The following is a 16,406-nucleotide window of genomic DNA, read 5'->3' on the forward strand; positions in this document are numbered from 1 at the left end:
AATAAAAAAAGTCCCCGAAAGGACTTGTTTTTTTATTTGAATTTATTTTTTGTTCCTGTAGTAATGTGTATAAAAATGTCCTCGAAGAACGATAAAGGTAAGTCCCAGTACGTTTAATGTTGTTGTACCAAGCAAAGTAATCAGGACACTATCGGACAAATGCAAAAAGCAATGATTCAATATCAATATCGTCAAAACAAACCCCAACCACACCGAAACCGTACATACAGCCCATTTAGCCAACCACTTTCGATCTTTTGTATCGGAATTATAACGAACAGCTTCAAGTTTTTTGATTTGTAAGTTTAATTCACCGGAGTCGATATCTAAATCTGGGTCAGAATCTCCTCTTTTTTCTTTTTTATCGAAAATATCAGATAAATTCTTCTCCATGCCTAAATATTAATTTCTGAAAAATATTGTTTTATATATTCATTCTTTATAGGCATATTCCAATTAAAACCCTCTTCTTTGGTAGTTTTATACCAAGGTCCCCCTTCTGTATGTGACCAATCAGAAAGTGTTGTAGCCGAATATTTAGCATATTTCTCTATAATTGAAGTCATAACGTTCACCAAATTTTCATCCTTGACAATTTCTTGAAATTCAGGATTATTCTTGTCATAAACTTTACCAAAGTTCACTTTTTTTCGTGTTTTTGGAAAAACAGGACCAAATGGCCAGGCTTTCGGGCTTTCATCAAAAATAACAACATCTGCTTTTGCTAAAAAATACCCGTAAACGATATACATCAACTTCTGTACTTTTGTTACATTCAACACATACCCCTTCTCGTTAGCTAACGCCAACATCAACTTGGCACTCAATATGCTACTATGTATTTTTGAAGTACCCATTTTATTATCCTCCTCTCTCATATTAGGAAGGGCAAAAAGTGTGCCAATACTATCGTTTCTACTTCAATAACTCCAAATCCTTTTTTACCTAATTTTGCAGGAATGACTTTTACATTCGTGATTTCCTCTTTATTTTTTTTGAAAAACTTCAAATATTTTTGAGGATTGTAAAATACCTTTTTATCAGTAATTAATGGATAATCAATCACTTGCTTGTTGTTTTTTACATTCATATTAATATTGATATAGCCACAGATACTGCAAAGGTATGAAAAAAATACAAATGTCCGACACTTTGATTGACAAAATTATATTTTTGGCTTTTGACTGATAGCTTTTAGCCAATGGCTATTCGCTAATCGCTATCCGCTAATTCACAATTGTTTGCTGTCCGTTTGGGTTTTTATCCAACGTGGTTAAATTGATGTTCGGGAAATTGCCGTATAGTGTAGGGTCCCAATTGTTCCAATCGCGGATACGCTCAAAAATTTCAAGGGTACGAATCCGACGAATGGGCATCCGCGTGCTTAAAATGGTGTATGCCTCCCGCTTGTCCGACCCCGCTCCGTTCAGCCCGCCGCCCGAACCGCCCGGAATACCCGCGCCGAGCAGACAAGGGTCTACGCCCATCGGAAACAAAATTTCCGAGTTCCCCGCCGTGGCATCGGGCAAAAAACTACCGTCTTTAATTTTATCGTCAATCGGCACAACCTCAATGCCTTTGATAAGATTGCCGTTCTGGTCTCGGAAGAAAGGCGAAATCAGCGACCGCCCCGCACTCTCGTTCCCGCTCATATGCTTGTCGATGGCATCAACCGTATTTTTGCGGTACTGTTCCTTTTCCGAAGCCGAAAATTCCCGCCATTCTTCCACGCCGTATTTATGCACGAAAAAATCATCGGCGATATACACCACAAACTTTACATTTAGCTGATTTTCATACATATACTTTTTGAAAACGGGAACGGAAAGCACCACGTCCATCCAACCGTTGTGAAACGAACTGTGCCATTTTATCCTCGGATAATTCTTCTCGGCACCTATTTTAAAAATCATTTCTACCCAAAAATTGTTCATACCTTTTATTTTTTTCGCAAAGGTATCGCATTAATAAAATTAGTTAAAGGACAAATGTTTTACAGATTGGAATAAAAAAGCCCGCTGAAAATCAGCGGGCGGGGTGTTGAAACTAATAGAAAGTTTATGTTAAATCAATGGTGGCAAGTTCACTACCATACGATTTAATGCCTTGAAATATTTTTTGTACTTGTTTTTCTGACGGATATTTTTTTCGGTTTTTGTATTGTGAAATCAATGAATTGCTAATCCCTATTCTTTTACTCAACGCAAAGATGTTGATGCCGTTATAGTATTCAAAAAACTGTGCTAAATCGAACTTAATCACAATGTCTTTTTCAGTAGCCAAAGGCTTGTCTTCGTATTCTAATAATAAATTTAACGCTTCAAGCATATTCTCTTTTAGTTCGGCATACGTATCGCCAACAGTGGTTACGTTTGCGTTTTCGGCATACGCTGAATACCCCGTATTTGTTTTTTCTACGATGAATGTTGTTTTCATATATTTAATTTTTAAACTATTAGGGGATTATTCCCCTAATAGTGTTTTTCTGATTTTAATTACCAATCCTGTACCTATTTCTTTGCTTGGATGTATCGGCACAACGCAGGTTTCTTCGGTTATCGGGCTATACCATATTTGGTGACTTCCCTTACCTTTGCGAAGTGGGTAACATCCGGCTTTTTTCAGGATTTTCAATAATTCATTAGTTTTCATAGAACGAATCTATTAAATTTCAACAGGGCAAAGGTAAAAAATATTTTACTTATATACAAGTTTTTGAGTAAAAAATATTTTACTTTTTTCAAAAAAATGCCCGTCGGTGCCAATTGTTTTTGAGCTTGGAACGATTCCAAACTGGTTTGTAAGATTTCTTTATCGGCTTCTTTGCGTAGGGCTTTTTTGGCGTCTTCTAATGTTTTGATTTGCGCCAGTTCGCGCTCGCTCAGCTTGCCTCGCAGGGCTTCTTTTGCCGAATCTAAATCGTTGATAAGCAAGATTTCTTCGGCTTTTTCACGCTTTTTGATGTCGATACAGTCGTTGTACTCTTTAAGCGTACGCTCCACCTCCTTAACGCGGTGCTTCTCACGGACTTGTTCTAATTCTGCCGCCTTTTGTTTTTCAAGCTGAATTTCGATTTGGTTGTTAAGTAAAATGAGTGGCTTTTTTTCTTCGATGATTTTTTTATAAATGGCAATAGCCCTTTTGGCATCGGCTTTTTCTTCAGCAGACGTTTCTGGGTCGGCGATCTTTTCGTTTGCTTCCCGAATTTTCTTGTTTAAATCTCTGATTTCGTTGGTAATATCTTCTTTTTCGTGTTTCAGGGTAAGTTTCTTACGTTCGTATTTGGTCTCTACTGCTGACAACTGTTTGTCGAGGCTCTCTTTCAAAATGACGGTTTCCTCGTCCTCCAATTCTTGTTGTTTTTTGATAAAATCACGTTGAGCCTTTAACAAATCTTTTTGGGCTTGCCCATAGAGGTCGCCCGTGTATTTTTTAGGTTTTTTAGAGTCATCGTCAGTTGTAAGTTTGGGAGTACCATACACTGTTACACCTTCTTCAAAATTTACTTCTTGGCTGTCTCGGGAATTCAAATCTGCATTAACATTTAATAAATCTGTTAGTTTTTGATTTTCAGTTTTATAAACATCTCTTGCTTCTATATATTCTCCGATGGCACTTCGTATGGCTACCAGCAAATGTTCTCTCTTCTTTATTTCGGGGTTATCACGTAAAATTTTATATTGCTCAACAGCCGATTTACCCTCTAAATTTAATTTTGCCACATACGAATTCGAATTACGTAATTTATTGATTTCTTGTTGAATTTGCTTTTCTTTTGCTTCCATTTTGGCTTGTGCCTCACCCGTTACGGAGGATTGCGTTTCTATGAGTCCTTCATTGGCTTTCAAACGTGCTTTTATAACAAGTTGTTTATTTACCGAGTCAAGTTTATCTGCCAATTCTTTGGTTAATTTTCCTTCATTTTCAACATTTTTTAAATAATCAGGGTATTTTTCTTTTAGTTTATCAATCAGGTCTTTACGTTTTTCAAGCGGAATATTATTATCGGCTATCATTTTACGCAATGTGTTCAGTTGTGTGATTTCTTGATTGATAGAATTTATAACCTCTTTGTTGGCTTGGGTTACTTCGTTTTGTTTTTTTGAAAACAACGATATAGCTGTTATTGCGGTGGTTACGGCTCCGATGAATAACCCCAACGGATTCATTTTTGTAGCCATATTAAAAAGTCGTATGGCTTGTGTGGCTTTAGCTGTGTTTCCTGCCAAATGATACTTTGCGGCGGCATACAATAAAACAATACCGCGCTTGGCAGCCATTAGCACGCCTTGTGCCTTTATCACCACGTTATAAAGAACCGTTTGTTTCCAAGCCTCCTTGGTGCTGGTAGTTACCAACCAAACAGCAGCACGGTATGAAAGGAATGCCGTTGTAGCTACGGTTAAAAGTTTTACCAAAAAAGCCAAGCGCTCCCTAAATGTTTTTATCCCGTTTCCGGCTTCGTTAAATACACCCGTAATTTTACCTGCAATGCCCGTTATCCAATTGAAAAAATCAGGAACAACCCCGTCAGTAACAAACTCTCGAAATCCTCTACCGATTTTTTCCCAAATAGCGGCAGCATTGTTATTCTTTTTGTTGAATTCTTCTTGAATAGATGTGGCTTCTTCCATAGCTTTACTTGAAAGTTCCATCAATTCACGGAAACGGGCAGCGTTGTCGCCTGCCGCACCTAAGGCTTTTTGCACTTCAAGCGTATTGAGTTTCAATCCTTTCAGCACATTTGCAGACTGATTCCCTGAAAGCCCTTTCATACTTTCGGCAAATTTCAAGAAAAATTCTTCGGGCTTGGTGTTGAACAGTTCTTGTGCCTCTTCTTTGGTGATTTTCATCTGCTTAGCGAAACCATCCAGATTGTTACCTGCTACGGACACAAATCGACTGAAACCGGAAGCTGCAATTTCGGCATCAATCCCGCTTTCTTCAAAGGCAGCCCCCAATCCGAGCGTTTTGTCAATGGCGGGTTTTAAGGCTCCCGGTAATTGTCCTACACGGGTAGTAAATTCGGTAATATTTCCTTCTGATGACGAACCATTTGCCCCTAATTCATTCAAAGCGGAACCAATTTCATTGAGCGCCGTTGGGTAATCGCTGTCTTTGGTCTGGTCAAATAGGTTTTTAAGTTTACCTACTTTGGTGGTAACCTCTTCCAAACCGCCTTGGAACGAATCACCCAGAGCTACGTAAATCTTGTCAATTTCGCGGGTAAATTCTTGTAATTGCTCTTTATCGGTAATGCCTAACCGCCCTCCGATTTGGGCGATGTTCATTAAATCTAAGCGTTTAGTTCGGGTATCAAAGTTTCCAAATTCATTCCAAAGGGCTTCGACTTCTTTTTGAGCCAAGCCCGAAGTTTTTTGAACATCGGTGATAGCATCGGAGATTTCCAAAAGACGGTCAGTGGTTTCTCTGATTGTGTGCCAACCTGCTCTCAACCCTTCAAAAGACAACAATCCCGTTAAAACATTGGTTCTGTTAAAAAATGAAGAAAAAGAATTGCCGCTCCTTTCAAGTTCACGAGTAGTGGCGTTGATTTCATTTCGTACGTTTTCAAAGGCTTGACGGGCTCTTTTTACCTGTTCGGCTTTGTCAATAAACTCTTGTGTGCCAGGTTTGAGTCTACGCAGTTCGGCTTCCAGTTTGCGAGTGGTTGCCTGTAAATCTCTAAATGTATTCTGCACCTGCTGACCGTTGATAATCAGTACGCCCTTAGTGGTAATTGTATTTTGTGCCATAAAAAAAATCGAATTGACACAGCAAAATTCTGTGTTAATTCGATTTTTTCAAAGGACAACAAAAATGCTAATGAATGTTTGCTTTTTTATCAAGAAGTTTTTGACGTTCTCTCTTGAATTTTCGGTGGTTGCGAACTTCAAACTCTACAATAACATACACAATCCACAGCACAATAGCACCTACTATAATGTACCAATATTGAAATAGATGCCAAACAATACCAGCAAGAAGAGAAACAAAAACAACGATTACGCCCCAAATAAAACTACCTAAACTATTGGAATTTTCCATAACTAACAATTTTACGTTACAAAATTACATTTTTTTGAATAAAAACCAAAGATACAAGCCTTGTTTTTCGTCAATGCCGTATTGAAAGCCAGTTTCTTTCAAAGCGTCAAAAATGTCGTGTTCGTCAATTGGGCTTTGCGGAATAACGCCTCGCACCATTTGAAGCACATCAATCGTGGATTTTAAAACAACATCTTGTATGCTCTTATCCGGACGGATAGCTCGTGGGCTAAAATCCCGAAGCAACATTTCTTTTATCAATGCTTTATAGTCTTCCATCACGATTCGGGTTTAAAGGTTTTTAAATCACTACGAAGCACACAGATGAAACGAATAAACTCCATTGCTTGATTTTCCGTGCCGTTGCTCAATGAGGCATCGCTCAAAAAAGTGGTTAAATCACTCAAAATCTCAAGGGTTTCCGCCAAATGAATGCCCTCGTCTTCTTGCCAATGCTGTAACATTTTCAGTGAACTTTCGGTGAGTGTTACATTGTTGATGTCGATTGTTTTCATAAGGCAACGGATTTTGAAGTTAGACAATCCGACTTGGCAGTCAAGTTAATAAGTGCGTGAGCCAATGTTTTGCCCTGAGCCTGAACTTTTTCGTGACCGCACGAAAATGATAAACGCCACGCTCCCTTGCTGAATTTCATTGTAAGCGTACCGGGGTACTCATTTAAAAATTTAGAAAACAAGGTGTTCGCGTACGCCTCACGTAAACGTGCCAAATAACGTTTGCGGATAACTTTTTTTTGGTTTTCTTGAGGTTTTAACATAACTAAAAAAATTAAAAAGGCGTAAGTAGGTGCTGTTAAAACCTCGTGATTTACGAAATTGCATAACATTACTATTATGCGACACCCTTACGCCTGTAAATTTATATTTTTATTTGATATACAGATACAAAAATCTGCACGAGGTTTTAACAGTGCAAAGATACAATAAAAAATAAAACCTGCAAATTATTTGCAGGTTTTATTGAAAAATTAATTTTGTATAGCTGTAAGTTTTCCGTTCTCAAAGTATAAGTAATTTCCATTGCCATAAACCCATTGCTCTGAAACTGAATACTGTGTAGTTGTTTTATTAATACTTTCAGGTTTTCCCCAAGAATCTATGCACATTTGTTTTGACCAGCCTATACGAACATATCCGTTAGCCATATCTTTAGCGACAGAATCTCCATATTTTTTCTTTAATCGTGCGTGTTTTTCTGCTTTTTCCCTTTCCCGTTCTTTTTCCCATTCTTCTTCTCTTGCTTTTTGATTAAGTTTTCCCTCTTTAATCCTAGCCTCTTTGTAGGCTGAATAAGCATCATAAAAATTTTTATATTCTTCTAAATCCATATAATCACTTTTAAACAGAAAAGTGTCCAACATTAACTCCTTTGAGTTGTCAAATTTCACTATCAAACTTGGATAAGGCAGAGAATTGTATATAAAATCTATTGAAATAGCTTTAACTACGTCCTCTTTTTCAATTGGTTTAGGTTGTAAATAGGTCATATCGTAAATCCTTTCATACGATTCTTTGGGTATTTTGTATTTGAGTAACCGATTATTTAAAAACTGCTTGCCCAAATATTTACTCTTCATATTTTCAAAATATTTCTCTGCAACAAAATGTTTTATCTTACTTCCATTTATTATAAATTTATTTCCTGTGCTTTTTTCTGTTGCATATATTTCTACATCATCCAAAAAGGTAACGTTTCGAAGCCTGTTTTTTTTGTCCCACTCTTCGGCAGATATTTTTTTTGTCCCACCAAAAGCAATGTCTTCTACTTCTACATATTTACCTGCTAACAAAGTTTCATATTCCTCTTTGTCAATCACCCTATATTCTTCTTTTTTGCCTTTTCTTGTTAGGAACTTTATAGAAAAAGTTGAATATCTATAATCATAATCTTTGTTTAACGGAAATGCATACAACCTGTTACCAATAAGCCCTAATAATTCGTGAGCAGTTCTATAATCTGAAATGTTTACACTAAAATTCTCGAAAGGTTTTATTGAAGAATTTTCATTATCTTGGTAGGTAACATTAATTTGTGCATTTACAAACACAGCCATCATCACTGCAATAAATAAAAAAATATGTTTCATAGTGTTATGATTTGAATTAAACAAAAAAATAAATTATCTCTTTCTTGAACTCCTCGTGTGAGGTCTAACATAAGTACCATTCTTTCTATAATATCCCCTAACATTTACACTTCCTCCAGAACTCTTTTTTGATTTGTTACTGTACGAAGGAGATTGATATTCAGAACTTGGTACGTAAGACTTATAGGAAATGTATTTAGGTTCATACACCCAGCCATAATAATCTTTCCATTTCAGGCGTTTGTATTTTCGTTTGGAAACGTTGCTTGACAAGTATACCCTTGTGTTTTTAGGGATTGTAACAATTTCTTTTTCAGATTTTTTATCTGAATATAAAACAGTATCTTCTGCTAACGAAACGGTATAATAGTTCGTAACACAAGAAGATGAAATTATAGAAATTAAAAAAGCAAATATGACTCTACTCATTTTATACATATTTTTAAAATTGAACCACAAAAATATAAAAAAACCTTAATTCTAACAAAATTTTAACAAAAAGCCCCGCAGGTGCGGGGTTATAGGTTTTTTATTTTCTCCAATTTTTTTACGTAAAAACTTTTAAGTTTTTGGAAATCGTCTTCCAAAAAACAATTATAGTTTACTCTTTTCTGTTTTTTAACAATTGCAGAACCCGTTTTGCCAATCGCCACGGCTACCTGCCGTGCCGAGAGTTCCAACTCGTTAATGATAAAAAGCGTTTTTTCGTGCGGTGTTTGTTCCATAGGCTAAATAATTTCATCGTTAATTTTAAGGTCGCACCCCAAAGCGTTTACAATGAGACAAAGCAAGTCCGAATCGGGCGAAAATTTTCCGGCTTCTATATTACGCAAAGTGTATGGTTTTATCCCTGCTTTTTCGGCTAAATCTTCAAGGGAAATCTCTCGGCTTTCTCTTTCTTTCTTAATTATTTGAGCTATTTTGGCTCTCTTTTCCAATGCTAATTCTTTATTTTTCATCTTTTTTTATATTTGGAAATTCTTTATTTTTCAAAAAGTTCAACCAATTTGTTTTAATCAGAATAATTCATTGGTATCCATACCGACATTCAAGTACCCACACATCTGATACTCCCACTTTGATCAACTCCGAAATGATATTGCCCATCAACTCCCACCAAAGTAATTATTTAAATTTGAGTTCTACGTGAGTCAGGGGGAGAATTCTATGGGAAATTAAAATAAAATATGATAAAACACACGAACCAAAAAAGCCCGAAACTATCAATTATTCTGTTACACCATTATTGAAAAAAATATGACTTACACAAAACTTATACGGTTCATCGTTACTTAGGCAAAAGTATCACTTTTTTAATAGAACAATTCCGATAATTCTAACAAAAACCGAAAGTTTTCTATTTTTGTAAATACGCCATCACATTGTCATAAATGCGTTTTTCAATGTTTGAAACGTCGGCTTTGGCGAAGGGTTCGCTCATAATGTTTTCGTAAAGCTCGATGTAACGCTCTGAAATAGTGTCGATATAGGCATCGCTCATTTCAGGAATTTGTTGTCCTTCCTTACCTTGAAATCCGTTGGAAATAAGCCACTGACGCACAAATTCTTTGGAGAGTTGCTTTTGCGGTTCGCCTTTTTCTTGGCGTTGTTCGTAGCCTTCTTTGTAAAAATAACGCGACGAATCGGGGGTGTGAATCTCGTCAATCAACACGATTTTTCCGTCTTTGGTTTTCCCGAATTCGTATTTGGTATCCACCAAAATCAGTCCGCGTTGAGCAGCAATTTCGGTTCCGCGGGCAAATAAAGCGTACGTGTATTTTTGCAAAATTTCGTAATCTTCTTCCGTTACGATGCCTTTGGCGATGATGTCTTCTTTTGAAATATCTTCATCGTGCTCGCCGTTATCGGCTTTGGTTGCGGGGGTAATGATAGGGTGCGGAAAAATATCGTTCTCACGCATTCCTTCGGGGAGTGGCACTCCGCAGAGTTTTCGTTTTCCAGCTTTATACTCGCGGGCGGCGTGCCCTGCCAAATAACCGCGAATGACCATCTCTACCTTGAACGGCTCGCACAAATGCCCCACAGCAACGTTCGGGTCGGGAGTGGCGATGAGCCAGTTCGGAACGATGTCTTCGGTTTGTTGCATAAACTTGGTAGCTATCTGATTGAGAATTTGCCCTTTATACGGAATTCCCTTGGGCATAATCACATCAAAAGCCGAAAGACGGTCGGTGGCAATCATCACTAAAAGGTCATTTTCAAGATGATACACCTCGCGTACCTTTCCTTTGTAAACCGATTTTTGGTTCGGGAAATTAAAATTCGTATTTGTAATGGTATTGTTCATAATTTAAAACTTTATTGGTTATGAGTAACTTGTGATATTTTTATAAAATAGTTGCACAAAGGTATGTAATTAAGTTGAAAAGGCAAAAAAAAACAACCGATAAGGCTGTTACTATTACAATTCATCTTTTGTAAGAAGATGAATTACAACTTTTTAACTAACGTATTTGCTCAATTCTAATGAAATCACGTCACTGTCGTGAAACCCTTCACCCCGCCAAACAAGTTCCCGATGGTTGTAAATCACAAGCGTAGGCAACCCGTTAACTTTCAGCGCCTTGGTAAGTTCTTTATTCTTATCAACGTCAATTTTAACCACTTTCACGCGGTTACCCATTATTGAGAGAATTTCTCTCAACACAGCGTTCATATGCATTGATGCCTCGTGCCAATCCGCAAAAAAACAAATAAGCACCGGAGTAGCCACATCAATTACATTACCAAATTTTTCCATATTTTTTTCATCAGCTAAAACAATGCAAAGATATGAATTTTGAGCAACATACATTCTTTTTTAATAAAATTTTATCGTTTTTTTAAGTATATGCAATTTACACACTCATTTCTTTTATACAATTTTAAACACAAAACACTATTATTCAACACATTACAAAAACCCTTCCAATCTCATCATAAAAAAACATTAAAACAATTATTTTTTTTGTAACTTTGCCAGAGTGAAAACTTTGTTGGTGTGAAAATGGTATTTTTTGCTATCAACACTAAAATACAAAATTATGATTCGAGAATCTGAATTGATTTTAAACCCAAACGGAAGCATCTATCACTTGAATTTAAAACCCGAACACGTAGCCGAAACCATCATACTTGTGGGCGACCAAAATCGGGTGGCGCGCATCAGTGCTCATTTTGATACGATTGAACACAAAATACAAAAACGCGAATTTTGTACGCACACGGGTTTCTATAAAAACAAACGCTTAACGGTTATTTCCACCGGAATTGGTCCCGACAATATCGACATCGTTATCAATGAGTTAGATGCTCTCTTCAACATCGACTTGGAAACACGCCAACCAAAGGAAAAACTAACCGCCTTAAATTTTATCCGCTTCGGAACTTCGGGGTCGTTACAAGCTGACATTCCGGTAGATAGTTTCGTACTTTCTTCACACGGTCTGGGAATGGACAATATGTTCCACTCCTATAAAGACGCCCCTTTCGTTCGGGAAACAGAACTGGAAGAAGAATTCATCAAACACACACAATGGAATCCGAACAAAGGAAGACCTTACATCGTTTCCTGCGGAGAGACGCTGAAAACCAAAATATTTTCACCCGAAATTTTCCAAGGAATCACGGGAACGGCTCCCGGTTTTTATGGACCACAAGGAAGAGTGCTTCGGCTGGCAGTCCAAGACCCAAATTTGAACGACAAACTTCACAATTTCAACCATAAAGGATACCGAATGACCAACTTGGAGATGGAAACTTCTGCCATTTACGGGCTTTGCAAACTGCTTGGGCATCAGGCGGTTTCACTTAACGTGATTATCGCCAATCGCGCTAACGGAACCTTCACCAAAGATACCAAACAAGCCGTTGAAAACCTCATCGTGTTCGGGTTGAACCAAATCGCAAAAAATGTTTAGCCAATGAAACCCATTCCTCTGACAGGGCAAGAGTTGCACAACTTAGCGATGAACATTGTCGGCACTTCATTGCGTGACGAGCTTCGTTGGGAATTCCTTCTGGTAAACAGTAAGTTAAAAAAAGACCCGCAGTTTGTCTGTGTGGATAAAAAAAATCAAAAACACTTCATCATCGTACGGGCGATTCCGTATGGTGATGACCCCGATGCATATGACCCCGTGTTGATGCAAATCGTTAAGAAACACGCCGATACGCACAACGCCAAAACCTATTTCGCAGGCGTGGGGCTTACCAACGTTGAAAATGAGGAGTTCCCAATCTATAAAAATCTCCCCTACAAAGTAACTTTCAACGGACTTATAGAAATTTTTTAACCATTACTATCTCCTTTCAAATGAAAAAAATAGCGTTTCTTACCTTTTTGATTTCGTTTATCTCCTGCAATTCCCGAAAAGACAAAATACACATTATCAGCGGGGAAGCACAAGGAAGTACATACGCCATCAAATATATTTCCGCCGAAGAAACAGACCTCAAACCCGCCATTGATTCCATTTTGGAAGTGATTGATTTGTCGATGTCTACTTACCGCCCCGAATCCATCATTTCTCAAATAAATAAAGGTGAAAAACCAAAAGTAGACACCCATTTTGAAAACGTTTTCCGTGCCTCACAAAAAATTTGGAAGCAAAGCGAAGGCATTTTTGACCCCACCGTAGGCGTGCTGGTAAACGCTTGGGGCTTCGGGAAGGATAAAACCCAAAACAAGCTCTCACAAAATCAGATTGATAGCCTCAAAACATTTGTAGGCTTCCAAAAAGTACGCCTGACAGAGGAAAAACACATCGAAAAGGAGTTTCCCAACATCTTTTTTGACTTCAATGCCATCGCACAAGGCTACACCGTCGATGTAATTGCTGATTTTCTTAAAGGAAAGAACATTCAACATTTTGTGGTGGAGGTAGGCGGCGAGATTTTCATCAGCGGCAGCAACATTCTGCAAAATAAAAAATGGACTATCGGCATTGAAGACCCAACCCAACCTTCCGACAAACGAGAACTAATCACCGCAGTTCAGTTTGAAAATAAAGGATTAGCCACATCCGGAAACTATCGCAAAATTTGGACTGACCCAATCACAGGCGAAAAATTCGTACATTCCATCAACCCAATCACAGGCAAGGCAACTCAAAACAAACTGCTGAGCGTTACCGTCATAGCTCAGTCGGCAATGCTCGCAGACGGATACGCCACAATGCTAATGGTAATGGGCTTGGAAAAAAGCAAAAATTTCTTGTCCGAACATCCGGAGATTGATGCGATGCTCATTTTCAGCAATTCACAACATCAATCCGAAATATTCACAACCGAAGGCTTCAAAAAATTACAATCGGAATAACATTCGCTAACGTTTATTTTAAATAACTTACAAAATATGACCATAGGAATTATCGGAGCTATGGAGCTCGAAATCAATACACTCAAAAACGCACTTGCCGATGTTAAAATTACAACTATCGGCAATTTTACTTTCTATGAAGGAACCATCTACGGAGTCCCGACAGTGGTTTCCCTTTCCGGAATCGGAAAAGTAAGCGCCTCCGTATCCACATCTTTGCTTATAGATAAGTTCCGACCGGATATGATTATCAATACCGGAACTGCGGGCGGTCTGGGTACAACTTCCGTACACGATATCATACTTGCAACCGAAGTGCGTCATCACGATGTGGACGTTACCGCATTCGGATATGAAATCGGGCAACAAGCAAAAATGCCTGCCGCATATCTGCCTGATAAAAAATGGTTTGAAGTAGCTCATTCCGTAGCTAAAAAACACAGTAACCAACTTCATTGCGGGTTAGTCGTTAGTGGAGATGCTTTCATTTCTGACCCCAAACGCTTGCAACAAATTGAGAATATGTTCCCGATAGCCAAAGCAGTAGAAATGGAAGCAGCAGCCATTGCTCAGACGTGTTATTTGCTCAAAACGCCATTTATTATGCTTCGTGCAATTTCCGACAAAGCAGGCGAGGGAAATGCAATATCCTACGAACAATTTGTTGTTGAAGCCGGAAAACTTTCTGCAGAAATTAACATTGATATTATTAAATATATTGCAGCTACACAGAATTAAAAACAAACTATTTTTACAGCAAGCACATCACGATTTAAGAATGCGAAAGTTATTTTTCGCATTTTTTTTGTTTAAAATAGATATAATCATATTTATTTTACACAATAAACAGTTTATTATTTATATTTTTAAGCTATCGGAAATATCCCGAAAGTATGCTTTTATAAAAATCATACTATTTTTAGTTTCCCGAAAACTATCGGGAATATTCCGACAACAAAAAAAACTTTGACAAAGTTTGAAACTTTGTCAAAGTTACCATAAAATTGAAATTTTTAAGTATAAAAAATGTAGGAAAATTTCTACAAAAACAATTATCGTTTATCGGAAATACCAAACTCACCCCATTTTGTTTTAGGAGTTGCCAGCTTTGCCACTTTCTTTGCTTCACTCAGTTGTTTTTTAATTTCGCTTAACTTGGCGTTGAGTTCTTCCGTCTTCCCTTTGAGTTTTGCTCTTAAAAAATCTTGTTCATTGTTTATTTTCAAGACATCGAGTTCTTTCGCTTTAAGTTGGTTAATAAAATCGATGTCAATACCTCGTTTTTCAACTTCGGGCAGGTTTCTTTGCAAGGCACTTGCCATTAAACGTACTCTATGGGTAACTTCCGCAAAGCTTTTTTTTAATTTTGCCATAATTTTTGGGTTTTAAATATTAATTTATAATATGAATATAGTTCTATTTATGATTTCATAAGCTTGTTTATATAAAAAACAACTATTTTTGTATAGAAAATTGAATAAATAGGCTTATTTTATTCAGAAAACAACGTTTTTAATGCTATCGGAATTCCCCCGACACCTTTCGGCATTTTCCCGACAACCACTTTAAACGCTCCGAAAACTATCGGCTTATTATTTTTTACTTTCGGAACTATTGCGCCGACACGATTTGAATCGTATTTTGCAAAACTTGCTTCAATAATACCTGTTTTTGGTTTTCAATCTCGTTGATAGCCTCTTGTGAAGCGTGTCGGATAGTGTATAAATTTACGTTTTCATATACCGACACATTAAATTTGTCCTCTAATTTCCGAGTTAATCCTGAAAGTGTATCGAATTTATTATCCACACACACCGAAAAGCTTATCGCTGAGTTTTGTATCATACTTACTTTCATTTTAGCATCGTGCAGCAGTTTGAAAACAAGGCTGATATGCTCTTCCATAATAAAAGAAAAGTCTCGTGACGAAAGCGAAATCACAACTTGGTTTTTCTTCAAGATAAAACAAGGCACCTTCGGTTCAAGTTCGCTTGCCCCACACACCGAACTTCCCGGCGCCATGGGGTCTAAAAACGATTTAACAAACAACGGAATCGCCTTCTGTTGTAGGGGTTGTAGCGTTTTCGGGTGAATAACCGACGCACCGTAAAAGGCAAGCTCAATGGCTTCACGATACGGAATTTTATGCAGTAATTGTGTTTTTTCAAAGTAGCGGGGGTCGGCATTAAGCACACCCGGAACGTCCTTCCATATCGTTACACTCTTGGCATTGAGGCAGTAAGCAAAAATAGCGGCACTGTAATCCGAACCTTCACGCCCGAGCGTTGTCGTAAAAAAGTTGGCGTCACTTCCCAAAAAGCCCTGTGTGATATTCAGTAGCGATTTGTTCACCGCATTGTTTATATTTTCTTGGGTTTCTTGCCAATGAATGCCCGCATCACGGAAATTACTGTCCGTTTTTATCAAATTTCGCACGTCAAGCCACGTGTTTTTGATGCCGTTATCGTTCAAATAATGGCTGATGATGGTGGTTGAAATCAACTCGCCGAAACCGACAACCTGATCATACACAAAGCTGTGCTTGGGTGATTTATTTCGCTCTAAAAAGGAAGTAAGTTCAGCGAAAAGCCCGTCCACTTTCCAATAAACCGGATGGTTTTCGTTGGAAAACAGCCCTCGGATAATTTCATAATGAAAATGTTTGATGGCGTCAATGCTTTCTTTCAGTTTTTCCTTCGCATTGAAGTAGTTATAAATGACTAACTCCAAAGCATTGGTTGTTTTTCCCATTGCCGAAATCACGATAAGCGTATCGGAATAGCCTACTTTTTTCAAAATCTCGGCTACATTTTTTACCCCCGCGGCATCTTTCACCGAAGCTCCGCCAAATTTGAATATTTGCATAAATTTTTCTGACTGAAAAGACAATGAGGCAAAGGTACAGAAAAGTTTTATTCTAAGAAATAAGAT

General features: G+C 37.7%; 22 protein-coding genes. 4 read left to right on the forward strand and 18 right to left on the reverse strand.

The genetic code is table 11. From position 1 onward, the window contains the following. Nucleotides 1–42: 42 nt before the first annotated feature. From Q4D72_RS01070 to Q4D72_RS01145, 16 genes are all read right to left on the reverse strand, one after another. Nucleotides 43–393, reverse strand: a complete 351-nt coding sequence (locus tag Q4D72_RS01070; RefSeq protein ID WP_303075563.1) for a hypothetical protein — start codon at nucleotides 391–393, stop codon at nucleotides 43–45. Between the two features lie 2 nt (nucleotides 394–395). Beyond that, the gene (locus tag Q4D72_RS01075; protein ID WP_303075564.1) at nucleotides 396–878 is read right to left on the reverse strand and encodes a Panacea domain-containing protein; all 483 of its coding nucleotides are present in this window, start codon (nucleotides 876–878) and stop codon (nucleotides 396–398) included. Beyond that, nucleotides 875–1,090, reverse strand: coding sequence for a hypothetical protein (locus Q4D72_RS01080; protein ID WP_303075565.1), 216 nt, complete (start codon nucleotides 1,088–1,090; stop codon nucleotides 875–877). Before Q4D72_RS01080 ends, Q4D72_RS01075 begins: the two co-directional genes overlap by 4 nt. Before the next feature lie 136 nt (nucleotides 1,091–1,226). Then, nucleotides 1,227–1,934, reverse strand: coding sequence for a hypothetical protein (locus Q4D72_RS01085; protein ID WP_303075566.1), 708 nt, complete (start codon nucleotides 1,932–1,934; stop codon nucleotides 1,227–1,229). A gap of 124 nt (nucleotides 1,935–2,058) precedes the next feature. Next, complete coding sequence (locus Q4D72_RS01090; RefSeq protein WP_303075567.1) at nucleotides 2,059–2,436, reverse strand: type II toxin-antitoxin system HicB family antitoxin; 378 nt, start codon at nucleotides 2,434–2,436, stop codon at nucleotides 2,059–2,061. Between the two features lie 27 nt (nucleotides 2,437–2,463). After that, a complete protein-coding gene (locus tag Q4D72_RS01095; RefSeq protein ID WP_303075568.1) occupies nucleotides 2,464–2,652 on the reverse strand; it encodes a type II toxin-antitoxin system HicA family toxin in 189 nt (62 codons plus the stop codon). After that, nucleotides 2,649–5,756, reverse strand: coding sequence for a phage tail tape measure protein (locus Q4D72_RS01100; protein ID WP_303075569.1), 3,108 nt, complete (start codon nucleotides 5,754–5,756; stop codon nucleotides 2,649–2,651). The genes Q4D72_RS01095 and Q4D72_RS01100 overlap by 4 nt, the downstream gene beginning before the upstream one ends. Before the next feature lie 67 nt (nucleotides 5,757–5,823). After that, a complete protein-coding gene (locus Q4D72_RS01105) occupies nucleotides 5,824–6,048 on the reverse strand; it encodes a hypothetical protein (RefSeq protein ID WP_303075570.1) in 225 nt (74 codons plus the stop codon). A gap of 24 nt (nucleotides 6,049–6,072) precedes the next feature. Continuing rightward, nucleotides 6,073–6,327: a hypothetical protein gene (locus tag Q4D72_RS01110; protein WP_303075571.1), complete on the reverse strand. Its 255-nt coding sequence runs from the start codon at nucleotides 6,325–6,327 to the stop codon at nucleotides 6,073–6,075. Beyond that, complete coding sequence (locus Q4D72_RS01115) at nucleotides 6,327–6,563, reverse strand: hypothetical protein (RefSeq protein ID WP_303075572.1); 237 nt, start codon at nucleotides 6,561–6,563, stop codon at nucleotides 6,327–6,329. The genes Q4D72_RS01110 and Q4D72_RS01115 overlap by 1 nt, the downstream gene beginning before the upstream one ends. After that, nucleotides 6,560–6,826 carry a hypothetical protein gene (locus Q4D72_RS01120; protein ID WP_303075573.1) on the reverse strand — a complete coding sequence of 89 codons (267 nt, stop codon included), beginning with the start codon at nucleotides 6,824–6,826 and terminating at the stop codon, nucleotides 6,560–6,562. The genes Q4D72_RS01115 and Q4D72_RS01120 overlap by 4 nt, the downstream gene beginning before the upstream one ends. Before the next feature lie 210 nt (nucleotides 6,827–7,036). Further along, entirely contained in the window at nucleotides 7,037–8,155 is a 1,119-nt protein-coding gene (locus Q4D72_RS01125; protein ID WP_303075574.1) for a hypothetical protein, read from the reverse strand. Nucleotides 8,156–8,673: 518 nt separating this feature from the next. Further along, the gene (locus tag Q4D72_RS01130) at nucleotides 8,674–8,880 is read right to left on the reverse strand and encodes a hypothetical protein (protein ID WP_303075575.1); all 207 of its coding nucleotides are present in this window, start codon (nucleotides 8,878–8,880) and stop codon (nucleotides 8,674–8,676) included. A gap of 3 nt (nucleotides 8,881–8,883) precedes the next feature. Further along, a complete protein-coding gene (locus Q4D72_RS01135; protein ID WP_303075576.1) occupies nucleotides 8,884–9,114 on the reverse strand; it encodes a helix-turn-helix domain-containing protein in 231 nt (76 codons plus the stop codon). 398 nt (nucleotides 9,115–9,512) lie between these two features. Next, nucleotides 9,513–10,463: a phosphoribosylaminoimidazolesuccinocarboxamide synthase gene (locus Q4D72_RS01140; RefSeq protein WP_303075577.1), complete on the reverse strand. Its 951-nt coding sequence runs from the start codon at nucleotides 10,461–10,463 to the stop codon at nucleotides 9,513–9,515. A gap of 153 nt (nucleotides 10,464–10,616) precedes the next feature. After that, the gene (locus Q4D72_RS01145) at nucleotides 10,617–10,916 is read right to left on the reverse strand and encodes a co-chaperone YbbN (RefSeq protein WP_303075578.1); all 300 of its coding nucleotides are present in this window, start codon (nucleotides 10,914–10,916) and stop codon (nucleotides 10,617–10,619) included. Between the two features lie 283 nt (nucleotides 10,917–11,199). Between Q4D72_RS01145 and Q4D72_RS01150 the strand changes: the two genes are divergently transcribed. From Q4D72_RS01150 to Q4D72_RS01165, 4 genes are read left to right on the forward strand one after another with little or no spacing between them, the layout of a single operon-like run. After that, complete coding sequence (locus Q4D72_RS01150; RefSeq protein WP_303075579.1) at nucleotides 11,200–12,075, forward strand: nucleoside phosphorylase; 876 nt, start codon at nucleotides 11,200–11,202, stop codon at nucleotides 12,073–12,075. A 3-nt stretch (nucleotides 12,076–12,078) separates the two neighbouring features. Next, nucleotides 12,079–12,450 (forward strand): Na(+)-translocating NADH-quinone reductase subunit F, encoded by a 372-nt coding sequence (locus Q4D72_RS01155; protein ID WP_303075580.1) that lies wholly within the window; start codon nucleotides 12,079–12,081, stop codon nucleotides 12,448–12,450. A gap of 20 nt (nucleotides 12,451–12,470) precedes the next feature. Further along, complete coding sequence (locus Q4D72_RS01160) at nucleotides 12,471–13,475, forward strand: FAD:protein FMN transferase (RefSeq protein WP_303075581.1); 1,005 nt, start codon at nucleotides 12,471–12,473, stop codon at nucleotides 13,473–13,475. Nucleotides 13,476–13,511: 36 nt separating this feature from the next. Next, nucleotides 13,512–14,213 (forward strand): 5'-methylthioadenosine/adenosylhomocysteine nucleosidase, encoded by a 702-nt coding sequence (locus Q4D72_RS01165; protein ID WP_303075582.1) that lies wholly within the window; start codon nucleotides 13,512–13,514, stop codon nucleotides 14,211–14,213. A 314-nt stretch (nucleotides 14,214–14,527) separates the two neighbouring features. Here Q4D72_RS01165 and Q4D72_RS01170 read toward each other — a convergent pair whose 3' ends face one another. Both Q4D72_RS01170 and Q4D72_RS01175 read right to left on the reverse strand, forming a co-directional pair. Then, nucleotides 14,528–14,848 carry a hypothetical protein gene (locus Q4D72_RS01170; RefSeq protein ID WP_303075583.1) on the reverse strand — a complete coding sequence of 107 codons (321 nt, stop codon included), beginning with the start codon at nucleotides 14,846–14,848 and terminating at the stop codon, nucleotides 14,528–14,530. A gap of 238 nt (nucleotides 14,849–15,086) precedes the next feature. Beyond that, nucleotides 15,087–16,340 (reverse strand): aspartate kinase, encoded by a 1,254-nt coding sequence (locus Q4D72_RS01175; RefSeq protein WP_303075584.1) that lies wholly within the window; start codon nucleotides 16,338–16,340, stop codon nucleotides 15,087–15,089. Nucleotides 16,341–16,406 lie beyond the last annotated feature (66 nt).

The organism is Capnocytophaga sp. (genome assembly GCF_030532915.1).
Lineage (GTDB): Bacteria > Bacteroidota > Bacteroidia > Flavobacteriales > Flavobacteriaceae > Capnocytophaga.

What these genes read in the sequence shown, in the direction of transcription:
- Q4D72_RS01135 (WP_303075576.1), bottom strand. Translation starts at nt 9,114, where the DNA reads ATGAAAAATAAAGAATTAGCATTGGAAAAGAGAGCCAAAATAGCTCAA.
- Q4D72_RS01160 (WP_303075581.1), top strand. Translation starts at nt 12,471, where the DNA reads ATGAAAAAAATAGCGTTTCTTACCTTTTTGATTTCGTTTATCTCCTGC.
- Q4D72_RS01170 (WP_303075583.1), bottom strand. Translation starts at nt 14,848, where the DNA reads ATGGCAAAATTAAAAAAAAGCTTTGCGGAAGTTACCCATAGAGTACGT.
- Q4D72_RS01075 (WP_303075564.1), bottom strand. Translation starts at nt 878, where the DNA reads ATGAGAGAGGAGGATAATAAAATGGGTACTTCAAAAATACATAGTAGC.
- Q4D72_RS01130 (WP_303075575.1), bottom strand. Translation starts at nt 8,880, where the DNA reads ATGGAACAAACACCGCACGAAAAAACGCTTTTTATCATTAACGAGTTG.
- Q4D72_RS01080 (WP_303075565.1), bottom strand. Translation starts at nt 1,090, where the DNA reads ATGAATGTAAAAAACAACAAGCAAGTGATTGATTATCCATTAATTACT.
- Q4D72_RS01070 (WP_303075563.1), bottom strand. Translation starts at nt 393, where the DNA reads ATGGAGAAGAATTTATCTGATATTTTCGATAAAAAAGAAAAAAGAGGA.
- Q4D72_RS01140 (WP_303075577.1), bottom strand. Translation starts at nt 10,463, where the DNA reads ATGAACAATACCATTACAAATACGAATTTTAATTTCCCGAACCAAAAA.
- Q4D72_RS01175 (WP_303075584.1), bottom strand. Translation starts at nt 16,340, where the DNA reads ATGCAAATATTCAAATTTGGCGGAGCTTCGGTGAAAGATGCCGCGGGG.
- Q4D72_RS01155 (WP_303075580.1), top strand. Translation starts at nt 12,079, where the DNA reads ATGAAACCCATTCCTCTGACAGGGCAAGAGTTGCACAACTTAGCGATG.
- Q4D72_RS01150 (WP_303075579.1), top strand. Translation starts at nt 11,200, where the DNA reads ATGATTCGAGAATCTGAATTGATTTTAAACCCAAACGGAAGCATCTAT.
- Q4D72_RS01125 (WP_303075574.1), bottom strand. Translation starts at nt 8,155, where the DNA reads ATGAAACATATTTTTTTATTTATTGCAGTGATGATGGCTGTGTTTGTA.
- Q4D72_RS01090 (WP_303075567.1), bottom strand. Translation starts at nt 2,436, where the DNA reads ATGAAAACAACATTCATCGTAGAAAAAACAAATACGGGGTATTCAGCG.
- Q4D72_RS01100 (WP_303075569.1), bottom strand. Translation starts at nt 5,756, where the DNA reads ATGGCACAAAATACAATTACCACTAAGGGCGTACTGATTATCAACGGT.
- Q4D72_RS01115 (WP_303075572.1), bottom strand. Translation starts at nt 6,563, where the DNA reads ATGAAAACAATCGACATCAACAATGTAACACTCACCGAAAGTTCACTG.
- Q4D72_RS01110 (WP_303075571.1), bottom strand. Translation starts at nt 6,327, where the DNA reads ATGGAAGACTATAAAGCATTGATAAAAGAAATGTTGCTTCGGGATTTT.
- Q4D72_RS01095 (WP_303075568.1), bottom strand. Translation starts at nt 2,652, where the DNA reads ATGAAAACTAATGAATTATTGAAAATCCTGAAAAAAGCCGGATGTTAC.
- Q4D72_RS01145 (WP_303075578.1), bottom strand. Translation starts at nt 10,916, where the DNA reads ATGGAAAAATTTGGTAATGTAATTGATGTGGCTACTCCGGTGCTTATT.
- Q4D72_RS01165 (WP_303075582.1), top strand. Translation starts at nt 13,512, where the DNA reads ATGACCATAGGAATTATCGGAGCTATGGAGCTCGAAATCAATACACTC.
- Q4D72_RS01105 (WP_303075570.1), bottom strand. Translation starts at nt 6,048, where the DNA reads ATGGAAAATTCCAATAGTTTAGGTAGTTTTATTTGGGGCGTAATCGTT.
- Q4D72_RS01120 (WP_303075573.1), bottom strand. Translation starts at nt 6,826, where the DNA reads ATGTTAAAACCTCAAGAAAACCAAAAAAAAGTTATCCGCAAACGTTAT.
- Q4D72_RS01085 (WP_303075566.1), bottom strand. Translation starts at nt 1,934, where the DNA reads ATGAACAATTTTTGGGTAGAAATGATTTTTAAAATAGGTGCCGAGAAG.